Below are 16504 nucleotides of genomic sequence, written 5' to 3' on the forward strand. Positions count from 1 at the left end.
GTCACGCCGTCGTCACGCGTCGCGCCGCTTGAGCAGCACCGCCGCGCCCGCGAGCGCCACCGCCGCGTAGAGACAGAACACCAGGAACCCCGTCCAGGGCGCGAGGCTCGTGGCGTCCTGGTGCAGCGATATCAGCGACTGTCCCGCGTTGCTCGGCAGGTACTTGTTGATGTGGTCGGCCCACGAGGTGGGCAGCGCCTCGGCGAGCACCGGCAGGACGAGCAGCAGGCCGAAGACGGTGGCGATGCCGCCCGCCGTGTTGCGGACCAGGGCGCCTATCGCGACGCCCAGCAGCCCCACGACCGTCAGGTACAGGCCCGCGCCCAGCACCATCCGGGTCACGCCGGGGTCGCTCAGCGAGGTGCCGATGTGCCGGGAGGACAGCAGCGCCTGACCGACCAGGAAGGCGATCAGCGCGCCTGCCGTCATCACCACCCAGGTGACCGCCGCGTACAGCCCGGCCTTCGCCCACAGCACCGGCAGCCGCCGCGGCACCGCGGACAGCGACGCCCTGATCATGCCGGTCGCGTACTCACCGGTGATCATCAGGACACCGAGCACACCGACCGCGAGCTGCGCGAGGAAGAAGCCGCGCAGACTGGTCAGCGCGGGCTCGAAGTCGGCCCGCTCGTGCGGCGACATGTGCGGCCAGCGGTTCGCGGTGACCGCGCAGAACAGCGCGCCGAAACCGATCAGTGCGACCATGCCCGCGATCAGCGTGTAGAAGGTGGACCGCAGCGTCCGCAGCTTGATCCACTCGGAGTGCAGGACGCGGGCGAGGGTGACCTCGCCGCGCGGCCCGGTCCGCCGCGCCTCGGGAGTCTCCGGCGCCTTGTCGATGGTGGCAGTGCTCATGCCGCCTGTCCTTCCCGCTCGCGCACGGGCGCCGGTGCCTGGTACTCCACGGCGTCCCTGGTCAGTTCCATGAACGCCTCTTCCAACGACGCCTGCTGCGGCGTCAGTTCGGCCAGCGCGACGCCCTGGTCGGCCGCGATCCGGCCGATCCGGTCGCTGCTGAGCCCGGTCACCTCCAGCACACCGCGCTCCACCGACGCCACCGACACATCGGGTCCCGCCAGCAGCGTCCGCAGCCGCTCCGCCTCGTCGGTCCGCACCCGCACCGACGTCCCCGCCGCGGCCCGCACGAATTCCTCCACCGACGTGTCGGCGATCAGCCGCCCCCGCCCGATGACGATCAAGTGCTCGGCGGTCAGCGCCATTTCGGACATCAGGTGGGAGGAGAGCAGGACCGTACGGCCCTCCGCCGCCTGGTCCTTGAGGAGATTGCGGATCCAGAGGATGCCCTCGGGGTCCAGGCCGTTGACCGGCTCGTCCAGCACCAGTGTCGCCGGGTCGCCCAGCAGCGCGCTCGCGATGCCGAGGCGCTGCCCCATGCCGAGCGAGAAACCGCCGACCCGCTTGCGGGCCACCTCGCCCAGACCCACGATGTCGATCACCTCGTCCACCCGGCGGCGCGGAATCCCCGTGGTGGCGGCCAGCGACAGCAGGTGGTTGTACGCGCTCCTGCCGGTGTGGATGGCGCGCGCCTCCAGCATCGCGCCCACCTCGTGCAGCGGCGCGCGGTGCTCCGCGTACTGCTTGCCGTTGACGGTGACACCGCCCGACGTCGGCGCGTCCAGGCCCAGGATCATCCGCATCGTGGTCGATTTCCCGGCGCCGTTGGGGCCGAGGAATCCGGTCACCACGCCGGGCTGGACGGTGAAACTCAGGTCGGACACGGCGGTGCGCTCGCCGTACCGTTTGGTCAGGGCGTGGGCTTCGATCATCGGATCGTCCTCGGCGGTGCGTCAGTGGGAAGGGACGATTCCATCCTTGTTCCCCGCGCCCGCCGCGGCGACGGTCCACGGGCGGATTCCCGCCCCGCCCGCGTGCGCCTCCGGGGGGACGCCCCGTACACCAACTGTTGTACGCGCCGCCCGGCCGCCGCTGCGGCCGGGGACGACAAGGGCCGCCACCAGCGACAACGCGTGGTGGCGGCCCCTGTGTCCGCGCTGTGCGCCCCTGAGGCCCGCCTGCCCCCGGCTACTGCGGAGCGGGCGGCGGCGGGTAGCCGTACCCCGGCGGAAGCTGCGGCGCCTGCGGGTTCTGCGGATCCTGCGGCGGCCCGCCGTATGGCTGCTCGCCCTGCGGCGCGGGCTGCTGCGGCCACCCCTGCTGCGGCTGCGGGGCCTGGGGCTGCGGCGACTGCGGCTGGAAGGGCGCGGTCGCCGCCTGCTGCTGGCCCGGCGGGTACGGCTGCGGCGCCTGCGGCGGTCCACCGTACGCACCGGGCTGTCCCGGCTGACCCGGCGCCGGGTAACCGCCGTGCTGCGGGGCCGGATAGCCGCCCTGCTGCGGTTGCTGGGACTGCTGCGGCGGGGGGTAACCGCCCTGCTGCGGCGGTGGCGGCACGGGGAAACCGCCCTGCGGAGCGCCGTAGGGGCCGTAGCCGGGACCGGCCTGGCCTCCGCCCTGGACCGGCATCGGCGGCGCCTGGTGCGGCGGCGGGTTGACCCCGTCGGCCGTCCACAGACCCTGCGCCTGCTGGGCGCGCGTGAAGTCCTCCGCGACCATCGCCGACAGGTTGAAATACGCCTCGCGGGTCTTGGACCGCATCATGTCGAGGTCGACCTCCGCGCCCGCGGCGAGGTGTTCGTCGAAGGGCACCACCTGGACACCGCGGCAGCGGGTCTGGAAGTGCGCCACAATGTCGTCGACCTTGATCGTCTTGCCGGTCTCCCTGACCCCCGAGATGACCGTGATGCTGCGCGACACCAACTCCGCGTACCCGTGCGCCGACAGCCAGTCCAGCGTGGTGCTCGCGCTGGACGCGCCGTCCACCGACGGCGTCGACACAATGATCAACTGGTCGGCCAGGTCGAGGACTCCGCGCATCGCGCTGTACAGCAGACCGGTGCCGGAGTCCGTGAGGATCACCGGGTACTGGCGGCCCAGCACATCTATCGCCCGCCGGTAGTCCTCGTCGCTGAACGCCGTCGAGACCGCCGGGTCCACGTCGTTCGCGATGATCTCGAGCCCCGATGTCGCCTGCGAGGTGAACCGGCGGATGTCCATATAGCTGTTGAGGTACGGGATCGCCTGCACGAGGTCGCGGATCGTCGCCCCCGTCTCGCGCCGCACCCGGCGGCCGAGGGTGCCCGCGTCCGGGTTGGCGTCGATCGCCAGGATCTTGTCCTGCCGCTCGGAGGCCAGCGTCGAGCCCAGCGCGGTCGTCGTGGTCGTCTTGCCCACGCCGCCCTTGAGGCTGATCACCGCGATCCGGTAGCACGACAGCACCGGCGTACGGATCAGCCCCAGCTTCCGCTGCCGCTCCGCCTCCTCCTTCTTGCCGCCGATCTTGAACCGCGACGGCTGCGCGTTCGCGCCCGCGCGCTTCGGCTTGGGCGGATTGCGCAGCAGCCGGTCCGACGACAGCTCCACGGCCGCCGTGTAGCCGAGCGGCGTGCCGCCCTGCGTCGTGGGCTGCCGCTGGTCGGGCGTGACGGTGGGCCAGCCGCCCATCCGCGGGTCGGCCGGTGCCGCCGGCTGCGGCTGCGGAGGCTGCGGTGCCTGCTGCTGACCCTGCGGGTCGGGCCGCGCGGGCTGCTGTGGCTGGTGCGGCTGCCCCGGCTGCGGGAAGCCGTAACCGCCCTGCTGCGGCAGCGGCTGAAGCGCCGCCGCCTGGTCCTGGCCCGGCTGCGCGTGCTGCGGGAAGCCGTAACCGCTGCCCTGCGCGGGGCCCGCGCCCTGCTGCGGCGCCACTGGCTCGTGCGGCAGTCCCGACGGTACGGGGCCCGCTGTGTACGGCTGGGGCCCGCCCTGCGGCGGCGCTCCGAAGCCGGTCGGCGCGGGCAGATTCCGCTCCGGGGCGTCCTGCGGCACCGCGTCGTTCGGCTCGGGCACCGCGTCCTGCGGCTCCGGCGCCTGCGGCGGCTGGACCTGAGCGGGCGCCGGGACCGGCGCGTGCGGCGCCGCGGGGGGCGGGAAGCCGTACCTCTGGCCCTGCGGCGCGTCCGGCGTCCCCGCGACCGGCGCGGGCGGCTGCGCTTGAGGCTGAGACTGGGGCTGGGGCTGCGGCTGGGCGTAGCCGGTCGGTGGCACGGGCTGGCCCGGCTGCTGGACCGGACCCGGCTGCGCGGCGGCCGGGGGCTCCTGACGGGCCGGGAGATTCACCGGCTGCCCGGTCGGCGGCGGGAAGCTCTGCAACGGCGCCGCCGCAGGACCCGCGTTCCCCTGCTGCGCGGGCACGGCGGGCGCCGCGGGCGGGAAGCCGTAACCCTGTTGGGGTGCGGGCGGGTTGGGCCCGCCGGGGTGCAGGGGCGCGGCCGGTGGCGCGGCGGGCTCGTCGGGTGCCGAGGGGAAGCCGTAACCCTGCTGCGGTGCGGGCGGGTTGGGGCCGCCGGGGTGCAGGGGTGCGGCCGGGGGTGCGGCGGGCTCGTCGGGCGCCGCGGGCGGGAAGCCGTAACCCTGTTGCGGGGCAGGGGGGTTGGGCCCGCCGGGGTGCAGGGGCGCGGCCGGGGGTGCGGCGGGGGCGTCGGGTGCCGGGGGGAAGCCGTAACCCTGCTGCGGGGCGGGCGGGTTCGGGCCGCCGGGGTGCAGGGGGGCGGCCGGAGGTGCCGCCGGAGCGTCGGCCGCCGGGGGATAGCCGTAACCCTGTTGGGGTGCGGGCGGGTTGGGGCCGCCCGGGTGCAGCGGCGCGGCGGGGGCGTCAGCGGCGGGCGGGAACCCGTAACCCTGTCGCGGGGCGGCCGGGGAGCTGTCCGGGGCGGGGCGCGAGGGCTCCGCGCGCTCGAAGTCCGGGGGGAGCGGTGGTACGGGGCCGCGCGGTGCGCCGGGCGCCCACGGGAGGGCGTCCGCCGCGCCGGGCAGCGGCACCCAGACCGGGGCACGAGGCGCGGCCGGGGCCTCCTCGGCCTCGGCCTCGGGCTCCGACGGCTCCGACGGCTTCGCGGCAGCGGGCGCGGCGGGCTTGGCCTCCGCAGGCTCGTCATCGGCGGCGGACGAGGACGTAGAAGAGGAGACGGTCGGCTCCGGCGGCTTCCGCTTGCCGGCCTCGCGCTCCTCGACCTCGCGCCGCAGCGCGGCGGCGGAGAAGCGCACCGTGGCGTCGGGCGCGCCGTCCTCGCGGCCCCCGAAAGCGGGGAATCCCGAACCACCGGGCGTACCGGACCCGGGCGTACCGGACTCGGACGCGGAAGCCCGTACCGGCTCCGGCTCGGGCGTGCCCGCGGCCTCCGCCGCAGGCGCGGACTCGGGCTCCCGCTTCGCCGCACCTTCCGAGCGGTCCGAGTCGTCCGAACTGTCCGCGCCCGCCGACGCACGCGCGGGCTCGCCCGCCGACTCGGCCGACGCCGCGCGCGGAACCGGGATCGACGGTACGGCCGCGGCCGACCAGGACCGTTCGGCCGCCGACGCCGAAGGGCCGGGCGTGGGCAGGGGCAGCGACGGCACGGCGGCGGACCACGACGACTCCGACGAACCGGCCGCGTCACCCGTCAGCCCCGCCCCCGGCTCGGAGCCGGGAACAGAAGCAGGGGAGGAACCGGCGGCACCCGCATCCGAGCGCCGGTCCGACCGCGCACCCGTCTGCGGGCCCGAGCCCGTGAAGGACCCCGAATCCGTGACAGGAACGGAACCGGAATCGGCGCCAGCGCCGGAATCCGAGCCGCTGTCCGCCGCCTCGTCGGCGTCCGCGGAACCGCCCGCGTCTCCCATGTACCAGGCGGGCGCCGCGTCGCCCAGGCTGAACTCACCCGTGTAGTCGGCGTCGCCCCGGTCCTCGACAGGGCCGGCCCCGCCCACGCGGCTGTCGTCCCGATCGCTGCTCACAATGCCTCCTGGTCTGCTGCTTCACCGTGTCCCCGCAACGAGTCCGGCCCGCGAAAGGCCGCTCGTCGGCGCGGGACACCATCGCGGGATCGCACCGCTGCGCGCATACCCACGCATCCCATGGCCGATCCCCCTCCCCGTCAGGGGCAAGACTAATCGTCGGTAGCCTTCCGATGTCAGGCCCGCCCTCATGGGTGAGTGCCCCTCGCACACCACCCTCACGCGCCGGGCGGCGTCCTCGCCCGCGCCCGGAGATGACCCGCGGGTAAGCGGACCGCCGCGGGCTGGTACTCTGGGTGACGGTCACGTGTGTGTACACACCCCGTGATCCCGCGCCTCGCGAGTCAACGAAGCATCCCCCGCGATGAATACCGGGGGCGCTCGGAGGCCACTGACACCTGAGGAGTCCGTATGTCGCTCGACGTCGAGACGAAGAAGCAGATCATCGCCGAGTTCGGTACCAAGGAGGGCGACACGGGCTCCCCCGAGGTCCAGGTCGCTCTGCTCTCGCGCCGTATCTCGGACCTGACCGAGCACCTCAAGACCCACAAGCACGACCACCACTCGCGTCGTGGTCTGCTGATCCTGGTCGGCCAGCGCCGCCGTCTGCTGCAGTACCTGGCCAAGAAGGACATCACGCGCTTCCGTGAGCTCCGCGAGCGCCTCGGCATCCGTGCCGGCGCCGCGGGCGTTCGCTAAGACGCCGTGGAGGGGGAGCGGTACCCGCGAGTCGGGGCCGCTCCCCCTTTGCCGTATACGCGATACGCGCCGTGTACGGCGGAGCATTGCCGTAGTGGCCATATACGCGCCGAGCGACGAAGCGCGCACATGAAGTGCGTGATGTCTCCGTCGTCTGGTGCAATGGTTATCAAGTATGAGGAGGAGCGTCCTCCTGATCGCCGAACAGCCGGTCCTCGGTAGTGGCCTCCGGAAGACACACGCCCCGGAGGCTTCGATCGAAGACCGGCACCGGTAACAGGACGCCCCTCCACCGATGGCCCGCCAGGGAAACGCCCTGCGGGCATGGACGAGGAGAATCCCCATAGTGGAGAACGAGACCCACTACGCCGAAGCCGTTATCGACAACGGCACGTTCGGCACCCGCACCATCCGCTTCGAGACGGGCCGCCTGGCCCGTCAGGCCGCCGGCTCCGCCGTGGCCTACCTGGACGACGACACCATGGTGCTGTCGGCCACCAGCGCCTCGAAGCAGCCCAAGGAGCACTTCGACTTCTTCCCCCTCACGGTGGACGTCGAGGAGCGCATGTACGCGGCCGGCCGGATCCCCGGTTCCTTCTTCCGCCGCGAGGGCCGCCCCTCCGAGGACGCGATCCTCACCTGCCGGCTGATCGACCGCCCGCTGCGCCCGTCCTTCGTCAAGGGCCTGCGCAACGAGATCCAGGTCGTCTGCACGATCATGGCGCTCAACCCCGACCACCTGTACGACGTGGTCGCGATCAACGCCGCCTCCTGCTCCACGCAGCTCGCGGGCCTGCCCTTCTCCGGTCCGATCGGCGGCGTCCGCGTCGCCCTCATCAAGGGCCAGTGGGTCGCGTTCCCGACCCACAGCGAGCTTGAGGACGCCGTCTTCGACATGGTCGTCGCGGGCCGCACGCTTGAGGACGGCGACGTCGCGATCATGATGGTGGAGGCCGAGGCCACCGCCAAGACGATCCAGCTCGTCGCGGGCGGCGCCGAGGCGCCGACCGAGGAGATCGTGGCCGCGGGCCTCGAAGCCGCCAAGCCGTTCATCCGGACGCTCTGCAAGGCGCAGTCCGAGCTGGCCGCCAAGGCCGCCAAGCCCACCGGCGAGTTCCCGATCTTCCTGGACTACCAGGAGGACGTGTTCGAGGCCCTGGAGTCCGCCGTCACCGGCGAGTTGGCCCAGGCGCTCACCATCCCCGGCAAGCAGGCCCGTGAGGCCGAGCTGGACCGCGTCAAGGGTCTGGCCGCCGAGAAGCTCCTCCCGCAGTTCGAGGGCCGCGAGAAGGAGATCTCCGCCGCGTACCGCTCGCTGACCAAGAAGCTGGTCCGCCAGCGCGTCATCAAGGACAAGGTCCGCATCGACGGCCGCGGCGTCACGGACATCCGTACGCTGGCCGCCGAGGTCGAGGCCATCCCGCGCGTGCACGGCTCCGCGCTGTTCGAGCGTGGCGAGACCCAGATCCTGGGCGTCACCACCCTCAACATGCTCCGCATGGAGCAGCAGCTCGACACCCTGGCGCCCGAGACCCGCAAGCGCTACATGCACAACTACAACTTCCCGCCGTACTCGGTCGGCGAGACCGGCCGCGTGGGCTCGCCCAAGCGCCGCGAGATCGGCCACGGCGCGCTCGCCGAGCGCGCCCTGATCCCGGTCCTGCCGACCCGCGAGGAGTTCCCCTACGCGATCCGTCAGGTCTCCGAGGCGCTCGGCTCCAACGGCTCCACGTCGATGGGCTCGGTCTGCGCCTCCACCATGTCGCTGCTGAACGCCGGTGTGCCGCTCAAGGCCCCCGTCGCCGGTATCGCCATGGGCCTGATCTCGCAGGAGATCGACGGCGAGACGCACTACGTGGCGCTCACCGACATCCTCGGCGCCGAGGACGCGTTCGGCGACATGGACTTCAAGGTCGCCGGCACGAAGAACTTCGTGACCGCGCTCCAGCTCGACACCAAGCTCGACGGCATCCCCGCCTCCGTGCTGGCCGCCGCGCTGAAGCAGGCCCGTGACGCCCGCCTCCACATCCTCGATGTGATGAACGAGGCCATCGACGTCCCGGACGAGATGTCCCCCAACGCCCCGCGGATCATCAGCATCAAGATCCCCGTGGACAAGATCGGCGAGGTCATCGGCCCCAAGGGCAAGATGATCAACCAGATCCAGGAGGACACCGGCGCCGACATCTCCATCGAGGACGACGGCACGGTGCTGATCGGCGCCACCGAGGGTTCGCAGGCCGAGGCGGCCCGCGCGGTGATCAACCAGATCGCCAACCCGACGATGCCCGAGGTCGGCGAGCGCTACCTGGGCACGGTCGTGAAGACGACCACCTTCGGCGCGTTCGTCTCGCTGATGCCCGGCAAGGACGGCCTGCTGCACATCTCGCAGATCCGTAAGCTCGCCGGCGGCAAGCGCGTCGAGAACGTCGAGGACGTTCTCGGCGTGGGCGCCAAGGTGCAGGTCGAGATCGCCGAGATCGACCAGCGCGGCAAGCTCTCGCTGATCCCGGTCATCGAGGGCGAAGACGACACCGAGGACGCGAAGGACGAGTCGGAGAAGTGACGACCCGCTCCACCGCAGTGACGGCCCGCCCCTCCACCAAGGGGCGGGCCGTCCGCACGCGGACCCTCCTCCCGGGCACCGACGGCATCGGCACCGTACGGCGCAGCGTCCTGCCCGGCGGGCTGCGCGTCGTCACCGAGACGCTGCCCACCGTCCGTTCCGCCACCTTCGGCATCTGGGCGGCAGTCGGCTCCCGCGACGAGACCCCGGTGCTCAACGGCGCCACCCACTACCTGGAGCACCTGCTCTTCAAGGGCACGGAGCGCCGGAGCGCACTGGACATCTCCGCGGCCGTGGACGCGGTCGGCGGCGAGATGAACGCCTTCACGTCCAAGGAGTACACCTGCTACTACGCGCGGGTGCTCGACACCGATCTGCCGCTGGCCATCGACGTGGTCTGCGACATGCTCACCGGGTCACTGATCCGCCAGGAGGACATCGACGCCGAACGCGGCGTCATCCTGGAGGAGATCGCGATGACCGAGGACGACCCCGGCGACCAGGTGCACGACCTGTTCACCACCGCGATGCTCGGCGACACCCCGCTCGGCCGCCCCGTCCTCGGCACCGTCGAGACCATCAACGCGCTCACCCGCGACCAGGTCGCCCGCTTCTACAAGCGGCACTACGACCCCACGCGGCTCGTCGTCGCCGCCGCGGGCAACGTCGACCACGCGGCCCTCGTCCGCCAGGTCCGCCGCGCCTTCGAGAACGCGGGCGCCCTGCACGACCCGGACGCCGTCCCGATGGCGCCGCGCTCCGGCAGCCGTACGCTGCGCGCCGCGGGCCACCTCGAACTGCTGGACCGGCGCACCGAGCAGGCCCATGTCGTCCTCGGCATGCCCGGCCTGTCGCGCAACGACGACCGGCGCTGGGCGCTCAGCGTGCTCAACACCGCGCTCGGCGGCGGCATGAGCTCCCGGCTCTTCCAGGAAGTGCGCGAGAAGCGCGGCCTGGCCTACTCGGTGTACTCGTACACCTCGTCCTTCGCGGACTGCGGCCTCTTCGGCGTCTACGCGGGCTGCCAGCCGCGCCGGGTGCCGGAAGTGCTCAAGATCTGCCGGGACGAGCTGCACCAGGTCGCGGAACACGGCCTGACCGACGAGGAGATCGGCCGGGCGATCGGCCAGCTCTCCGGCTCCACGGTGCTCGGTCTCGAGGACACCGGCGCGCTGATGAACCGGCTCGGCAAGAGCGAGCTGTGCTGGGGCGAGCAGTTGTCCGTCGACGACCTGCTCGGCCGGATCGCCGCGGTGACCCCGGACGACGTACGCGCGGTGGCCCGCGATGTACTGGGCCAGCGGCCGTCGCTGGCCGTCATAGGGCCGCTCAAGGAGAAGCAGAGCGCGCGCCTGCGCGAGGCGCTCGCGTAGCGGACCGGCTCGCGGGAGCCGCGGCGCGTGTGCCGTCAACCGATGTGAGATGCGAAGGACGAGGACAGGACAACGATGAGCAAGCTCCGTGTGGCCGTCATCGGCGCCAAGGGCCGGATCGGATCAGAGGCGGCACGCGCGGTCGAGGCGGCCGACGACCTCGACCTCGTCGCAACGATCGACCGCGACGACCGGCTGGAGACACTGACCGAGTCCGGTACGCAGGTCGCCGTCGACCTGACGCACCCCGACGCCGTCATGGGCAATCTGGAGTTCTGCGTCGGCCACGGCATCCACGCCGTGGTCGGCACCACCGGTTGGACCCCGCAGCGGCTCGACACCCTGCGCGGCCAGCTCGCCGCCTCGCCCGCCACCGGGGTGCTCATCGCGCCGAACTTCTCCATCGGCGCCGTCCTCACCATGCGCTTCGCCCAGCAGGCCGCCCGCTGGTTCGAGAGCGTCGAGGTCATCGAGCTGCACCACAACCGGAAGGCCGACGCCCCCAGCGGTACCGCCACCCGTACCGCGCAGCTCATCGCCGCCGCCCGCGCGGAGGCGGGCCGCGCCCCGCAGGAGGACCCCACCACCCACGCCCTGGACGGCGCCCGCGGCGCGGACGTCGACGGCGTCCCGGTGCACTCGGTACGGCTGCGCGGCCTGCTCGCGCACCAGGAAGTGCTCTTCGGCGACACCGGCGAGACCCTCACCATCCGGCACGACTCGCTGCACCACAGCAGCTTCATGCCGGGCATCCTGCTCGCGGCCCGTACCGTGCCCGGTGTCCCCGGACTCACCTTCGGCCTGGAACACTTCCTCTCGGACGACCACCGCGCGCTTCAGCCGGACGAGGGCTGACGCGGAGGACCGAACCGGAGGACGGAACCGAAATGCGCGCCAAACTCAGCTACGCCGTGTCCGCGGTCGTGCTGGTCTTCTACTTCGTGCTGGTCGGCGACCGCGGGGTGCTGCTCATCGCGGACGGCCGCCCGGTCACCGTCGTCTTCGGCGTCGCCGTGCTCGTCCTGCCGCTGATCGGCGCCTGGTTCCTCTGGCACACCACCCAGTTCGCCCGCCACGCCGGACGGCTCGGCCGCGAACTGGAGGCCGAGGGCGGCCTGCCCGTGGACGAACTGGTCCGTACGCCCAGCGGCCGGATCGACCGCGACTCGGCCGACGCGGTGTTCGCCAAGCGGCAGGCCGAGACGGAGGCCGCGCCGGACGACTGGCGCAACTGGTTCCGGCTCGCCGTCGCGTACTTCGACGCACGCGACACCCCGCGGGCCCGCAAGGCGATGCAGCGGGCCATCGCGCTGCACGACGGGCGCGAGGTGCGCGAGCGGGTCTAGGGGCCTGTCGTGCACGACTCCTCATACGGGTGTGCCCGGTCGCTTTCATCCCGGCCGTGCACCCGGGAGGGTGAAGCTGAGCGCGGCTCAGCGCAGCTCGGCGGCCCAGCCCTCGATGGCGTCGGCGGCGAGGTCGAACGCCTCGACCCTGCCGAGGAAGTCCGCGTTGTGGTCGGTCAGCATCGGCCGCAGCGGGCGCCCGCCGCGCCGGGTGATCACCAGCGCCTGCCCCTGCACACTGCGCGGCAGCCCCAGCACCCGCACCGGCTGCTGCGCCGTGCGCACCGAGACCACCTGGCTCCACGACACCGTCGAGGTGGAGAAGAACTCCACCTGGCGCAGGCCCTTCCCGCTCACCCACACACCCACGCGCAGCAGCCGCAGGGTGACCGCGATGAGCACGAACGCCGAGAGCAGACACGTGACGCCGCCCTGCCCGCTTCCTGCGGCGACCATGATCAGCGCGGCGAACAGCAGGTACGAGGCGAGGACCAGCAGCAGCGCCGCGGTCGCGACCCGCCACGGTCCTGGACGGTAGGGCCGCATCCAGCGGTCCTGCTCGGCGTGCGGCAGCGCACGTCCGGGCGTGAACTCATCGACGAAGGCGGTGGTGGAATTGTGGGGGAGGGACACGCGGGGAATCCTCTTCGGGTTTCCGGCAGCTTCCGGCACGAGCGGGCTATGACGGGTGAGGCTAGCCGCCGTGCGGCGCCGCGGCTACCTCGGGTCGTCCGATCGGCCCTGGCCCGCCCGACGAACGCTGTCATACGGAGCGAATAGGCTGGCGCCGCACGACAGAACAGCCGCCCGACCGCACACCAGCTCAACCGCACAGCCGCCAAGCAGGAAGGACCTCGGGTGCCGACCGAGACCACCACCGGGACCACCGTCCCCGTCCAGTTCCGCGACGACGTGACCGTCGACCTCGTCAAGCACAGCGCCTCTGACGGCGACGTCCTGTGGGCGGCCCGGGTCTCCACCGCCGGAGAGCAGTCCCTCGAAGAGCTGACCAAGGACCCCGAGCGCTCCAAGGGCCTGATCAACTTCCTGATGCGCGACCGCCACGGCAGCCCCTTCGAGCACAACTCCATGACCTTCTTCATCAGCGCCCCGATCTTCGTCTTCCGCGAGTTCATGCGCCACCGCGTCGGCTGGTCCTACAACGAGGAGTCGGGTCGTTACCGCGAGTTGCAGCCGGTGTTCTACGTGCCGGGGCCCGAGCGGAAGCTGGTGCAGCAGGGGCGGCCGGGGAAGTACGAGTTCGTGCACGGCACCGCGGAGCAGCACGAGGCGGTGCGGGGGGCGATGGAGGAGTCGTACGCGCATTCGTACGCGGCGTACCAGGAGATGCTGGCGGCAGGGGTGGCCAGGGAAGTGGCGCGGGCGACGCTGCCGGTCGGGTTGTTCTCGTCGATGTACGCGACGTGCAACGCGCGGTCGCTGATGCACTTCCTGGGGCTGCGGACGCAGCACGAACTGGCGGCCACGCCGTCGTTCCCGCAGCGGGAGATCGAGATGGTGGGGGAGCGGATGGAGGCCGCGTGGGAGAGTCTGATGCCGCTGACACACGCGGCGTTCAACGCGAACGGCCGGGTGGCACCGTAACGGCCGGAACCGATCGGCGCGACCGCAGTCAAATGTCCGAAGTGTTCAGATTGCAGGCATTCGTGAAGTTCATCTAGGCTGCTGAAACGGACTCCGGCGTTGCTTGAACCCCCGAGCAGGCACCGCCGGAGTCCTTTGCGCAGGTCCCGAGGCTGCATGCCCGTACACACACCGAGTAGCGTGGACCCATGGCTCCGACCTCCACCCCCACGGCCCCCTTCGGGCGGGTCCTGACCGCAATGGTCACGCCGTTCACCGCGGACGGCGCCCTCGATCTCGACGGCGCGCAACGGCTCGCCGCCCACCTCGTGGACGCCGGGAACGACGGTCTCGTCGTCAACGGCACGACCGGGGAGTCGCCCACCACGAGCGACACGGAGAAAGCCCAGCTCGTACGGGCCGTCGTGGAAGCCGTCGGAGACCGCGCCTTCGTCGTCGCCGGAGCCGGGACCAACGACACCCGGCACAGCACGGACCTGGCCCGCCAGGCGGAAAGCGCCGGCGCCCACGCCCTGCTCGCGGTGACGCCGTACTACAACAAGCCCCCGCAGGAGGGTCTGTACCGGCACTTCACCGCCATCGCCGACGCCACCGGGCTGCCCGTCATGCTCTACGACATCCCCGGCCGCAGCGGCGTCCCCATCGACACCGAGACCATCGTCCGGCTGGCCGAACACCCCCGGATCGTCGCCAACAAGGACGCCAAGGGCGACCTCGGCGCCGCGAGCTGGGCGATGTCCCGCAGCGGCCTGGCCTGGTACTCGGGCGACGACATGCTCAATCTGCCGTTGCTCTCCATCGGCGCCACCGGCTTCGTCTCCGTCGTCGGCCACCTGGTCTCCGCCGAACTGCGCGCGCTCCTCGACGCGTACACCAGCGGCGACGTCACCAAGGCCGCCGAGATCCACCAGCGACTGCTGCCGGTCTACACCGGCATGTTCCGCGCCCAGGGCGTCATCACCACCAAGGCCGCCCTCGCGCTGCGCGGACTGCCCGCGGGCCCCCTCCGGCTCCCCCTCGTGGAGCTGGACCAGGCCGCCACAGAACAGCTCAGGAGGGATCTCGCCGCAGGCGGGGTAGACCTCTGACCACAGACTTCACAACTTAATAGGTCCGAACACGCACAAACCGCACAACCGCACACCGCACAGCCGACGATGCGCACTGCCGCATACGCACGGAAAAACACGATGTCACGCGCGCCGCGACCCAGGAGGGTCCGGCGGCGCGCGTGGTAGGGAGAGACTTTTGAGCCATCCGCACCCCGAACTCGGCCCCCCGCGGACCCTGCCCGACGGCGGCCTCCGTATCACCCCGCTCGGCGGCCTCGGAGAAATCGGCCGCAATATGACGGTCTTCGAATTCGGCGGCAAGCTGCTGATCGTTGACTGCGGAGTGCTCTTCCCCGAGGAAGAGCAGCCCGGCGTCGACCTGATCCTGCCGGACTTCAGCTCCATCAGGGACCGCCTCGACGACGTCGTCGGCGTCATCCTGACCCACGGCCACGAGGACCACATCGGCGCCGTCCCCTTCCTCCTGCGGGAGAAGGACGACATCCCGCTGATCGGCTCCAAGCTGACCCTCGCCCTGATCGAGGCCAAGCTCCAGGAACACCGCATCCGGCCGTACGTGCTGGAGGTCAAGGAGGGCGAGCGCGAGCGCATCGGCCCCTTCGACTGCGAATTCGTCGCCGTCAACCACTCCATCCCGGACGCGCTGGCCGTCGCCATCCGCACTCCGGCGGGCATGGTCGTCGTCACGGGCGACTTCAAGATGGACCAGCTCCCGCTGGACGGCCGCCTGACCGACCTGCCGACCTTCGCGCGGCTCGGCGAGGAAGGCATCGACCTGCTCCTCGCGGACTCCACCAACGCCGAGGTCCCCGGCTTCGTCGCACCCGAGCGGGACATCTCGCAGGTGCTCCGGCAGACCTTCGCCAAGGCGGACAAGCGGATCATCGTGGCGAGCTTCGCCAGCCACGTCCACCGCATCCAGCAAGTCCTGGACGCCGCGCATGAACGGGGCCGCAAGGTCGCCTTCGTCGGCCGCTCGATGGTCAGGAACATGGGCATCGCCCGCGACCTCGGCTACCTCAAGGTGCCCAGCGGTCTCGTCGTGGACGTCAAGGTCCTCGACGACCTGCCCGACGAGAAGGTCGTCCTCGTCTGCACCGGCTCCCAGGGCGAGCCCATGGCCGCCCTGTCCCGGATGGCGAACCGCGACCACCAGATCCGGATCGTCGAGGGCGACACCGTCATCCTCGCGTCCTCCCTCATCCCGGGCAACGAGAACGCGGTCTACCGCGTGATCAACGGCCTCACCCGATGGGGTGCCAACGTTGTCCACAAGGGCAACGCCAAGGTCCACGTCTCTGGCCACGCCTCGGCCGGCGAACTGCTGTACTTCTACAACATCTGCAAGCCGCGCAATCTGATGCCGATCCACGGCGAATGGCGACACCTGCGCGCCAACGCCGATCTCGGCCAGCTCACCGGCATCCCCAAGAACCGCTGCGTCATCGCGGAGGACGGCGTGGTCGTCGACCTCATCGACGGCGTCGCCAAAATCGCGGGCAAGGTCCAGGCCGGTTACGTGTACGTCGACGGTCTCTCCGTCGGCGACATCACGGAGTCGTCGCTGAAGGACCGCCGCATCCTCGGGGAAGAAGGCATCGTCTCGGTCTTCGTGGTGGTCGACTCGACCACCGGCAAGATTGTCGGCGGCCCGAACATCCATGCCCGCGGTTCGGGGATCGAGGACGACGCATTCGCCGCCGTCATCCCCAAGATCGAGGAGGGGCTGTCCCGTTCGGCCTCCGACGGGGTGATGGAAGCACGCCAGATCCAGCAGCTCATCCGCCGCTCGGTCGGCAAATGGGTCTCCGACACCTACCGTCGGCGACCGATGATCCTCCCTGTGGTGGTTGAGGTCTGACGCCTCGTCAACCACTGGACCAGGAGCGGGCCCCCGGATTTGCATCCGGGGGCCCGCTCCAGTACGTTGGCACAACCGCCTCGACGAGACCCGCGGAAACGTGTGTGCTCGGAACGGGGTTGGTAATTCCGACCGAATAGCTTCTGCTAAAG

The 16504-nt window shown here is 71.5% G+C and carries 12 protein-coding genes; 8 read left to right on the plus strand and 4 right to left on the minus strand.

Annotated elements, in window-relative coordinates:
• Positions 1–12 precede the first annotated feature (12 nt).
• The 3 genes from ACFZBB_RS33750 to ACFZBB_RS33760 all read right to left on the minus strand — a co-directional run bounded on the left by ACFZBB_RS33750 (position 13) and on the right by ACFZBB_RS33760 (position 5829).
• Positions 13–855: an ABC transporter permease subunit gene (locus tag ACFZBB_RS33750; RefSeq protein ID WP_391130733.1), complete on the minus strand. Its 843-nt coding sequence runs from the start codon at positions 853–855 to the stop codon at positions 13–15.
• The gene (locus ACFZBB_RS33755; protein WP_391130736.1) at positions 852–1787 is read right to left on the minus strand and encodes an ATP-binding cassette domain-containing protein; all 936 of its coding nucleotides are present in this window, start codon (positions 1785–1787) and stop codon (positions 852–854) included. The genes ACFZBB_RS33750 and ACFZBB_RS33755 overlap by 4 nt, the downstream gene beginning before the upstream one ends.
• A gap of 256 nt (positions 1788–2043) precedes the next feature.
• Positions 2044–5829, minus strand: a complete 3786-nt coding sequence (locus ACFZBB_RS33760; RefSeq protein ID WP_391130740.1) for an SCO5717 family growth-regulating ATPase — start codon at positions 5827–5829, stop codon at positions 2044–2046.
• A 411-nt stretch (positions 5830–6240) separates the two neighbouring features.
• Here ACFZBB_RS33760 and rpsO point away from each other — a divergent pair, with 411 nt between their 5' ends.
• The 5 genes from rpsO (at position 6241) to ACFZBB_RS33785 (ending at position 11813) form a co-directional block, all read left to right on the plus strand.
• On the plus strand, positions 6241–6528 hold the full coding sequence (rpsO, locus tag ACFZBB_RS33765) for a 30S ribosomal protein S15 (protein ID WP_033173003.1): 288 nt from the start codon (positions 6241–6243) through the stop codon (positions 6526–6528).
• A 346-nt stretch (positions 6529–6874) separates the two neighbouring features.
• Positions 6875–9094 carry a polyribonucleotide nucleotidyltransferase gene (locus ACFZBB_RS33770; protein ID WP_391130743.1) on the plus strand — a complete coding sequence of 740 codons (2220 nt, stop codon included), beginning with the start codon at positions 6875–6877 and terminating at the stop codon, positions 9092–9094.
• A complete protein-coding gene (locus ACFZBB_RS33775) occupies positions 9091–10467 on the plus strand; it encodes an insulinase family protein (protein ID WP_391130746.1) in 1377 nt (458 codons plus the stop codon). The genes ACFZBB_RS33770 and ACFZBB_RS33775 overlap by 4 nt, the downstream gene beginning before the upstream one ends.
• Positions 10468–10542: 75 nt before the next feature.
• Positions 10543–11322, plus strand: a complete 780-nt coding sequence (gene dapB / locus ACFZBB_RS33780) for a 4-hydroxy-tetrahydrodipicolinate reductase (RefSeq protein WP_391130749.1) — start codon at positions 10543–10545, stop codon at positions 11320–11322.
• Between the two features lie 32 nt (positions 11323–11354).
• Complete coding sequence (locus ACFZBB_RS33785) at positions 11355–11813, plus strand: hypothetical protein (protein WP_355349825.1); 459 nt, start codon at positions 11355–11357, stop codon at positions 11811–11813.
• 87 nt (positions 11814–11900) lie between these two features.
• Here ACFZBB_RS33785 and ACFZBB_RS33790 read toward each other — a convergent pair whose 3' ends face one another.
• Entirely contained in the window at positions 11901–12446 is a 546-nt protein-coding gene (locus ACFZBB_RS33790) for a hypothetical protein (protein ID WP_391130752.1), read from the minus strand.
• A gap of 225 nt (positions 12447–12671) precedes the next feature.
• On the opposite strand from ACFZBB_RS33790, the gene thyX reads away from it, so the two are divergent.
• From thyX to ACFZBB_RS33805, 3 genes are all read left to right on the plus strand, one after another.
• The gene (gene thyX / locus ACFZBB_RS33795) at positions 12672–13418 is read left to right on the plus strand and encodes an FAD-dependent thymidylate synthase (protein ID WP_391130755.1); all 747 of its coding nucleotides are present in this window, start codon (positions 12672–12674) and stop codon (positions 13416–13418) included.
• Positions 13419–13606: 188 nt separating this feature from the next.
• Positions 13607–14506 carry a 4-hydroxy-tetrahydrodipicolinate synthase gene (gene dapA / locus ACFZBB_RS33800; protein ID WP_391130758.1) on the plus strand — a complete coding sequence of 300 codons (900 nt, stop codon included), beginning with the start codon at positions 13607–13609 and terminating at the stop codon, positions 14504–14506.
• A gap of 160 nt (positions 14507–14666) precedes the next feature.
• Complete coding sequence (locus ACFZBB_RS33805) at positions 14667–16352, plus strand: RNase J family beta-CASP ribonuclease (RefSeq protein ID WP_391130761.1); 1686 nt, start codon at positions 14667–14669, stop codon at positions 16350–16352.
• Positions 16353–16504 lie beyond the last annotated feature (152 nt).

Origin of the sequence: Streptomyces sp. NPDC008139, from assembly GCF_042957025.1 — a bacterium.
Lineage (GTDB): Bacteria > Actinomycetota > Actinomycetes > Streptomycetales > Streptomycetaceae > Actinacidiphila.

Bases quoted from the DNA above. Each gene is read 5' to 3' on its own strand.
- ACFZBB_RS33750 (WP_391130733.1), bottom strand. From the start codon at position 855: ATGAGCACTGCCACCATCGACAAGGCGCCGGAGACTCCCGAGGCGCGG.
- ACFZBB_RS33785 (WP_355349825.1), top strand. From the start codon at position 11,355: ATGCGCGCCAAACTCAGCTACGCCGTGTCCGCGGTCGTGCTGGTCTTC.
- dapA (WP_391130758.1), top strand. From the start codon at position 13,607: ATGGCTCCGACCTCCACCCCCACGGCCCCCTTCGGGCGGGTCCTGACC.
- dapB (WP_391130749.1), top strand. From the start codon at position 10,543: ATGAGCAAGCTCCGTGTGGCCGTCATCGGCGCCAAGGGCCGGATCGGA.
- rpsO (WP_033173003.1), top strand. From the start codon at position 6,241: ATGTCGCTCGACGTCGAGACGAAGAAGCAGATCATCGCCGAGTTCGGT.
- ACFZBB_RS33755 (WP_391130736.1), bottom strand. From the start codon at position 1,787: ATGATCGAAGCCCACGCCCTGACCAAACGGTACGGCGAGCGCACCGCC.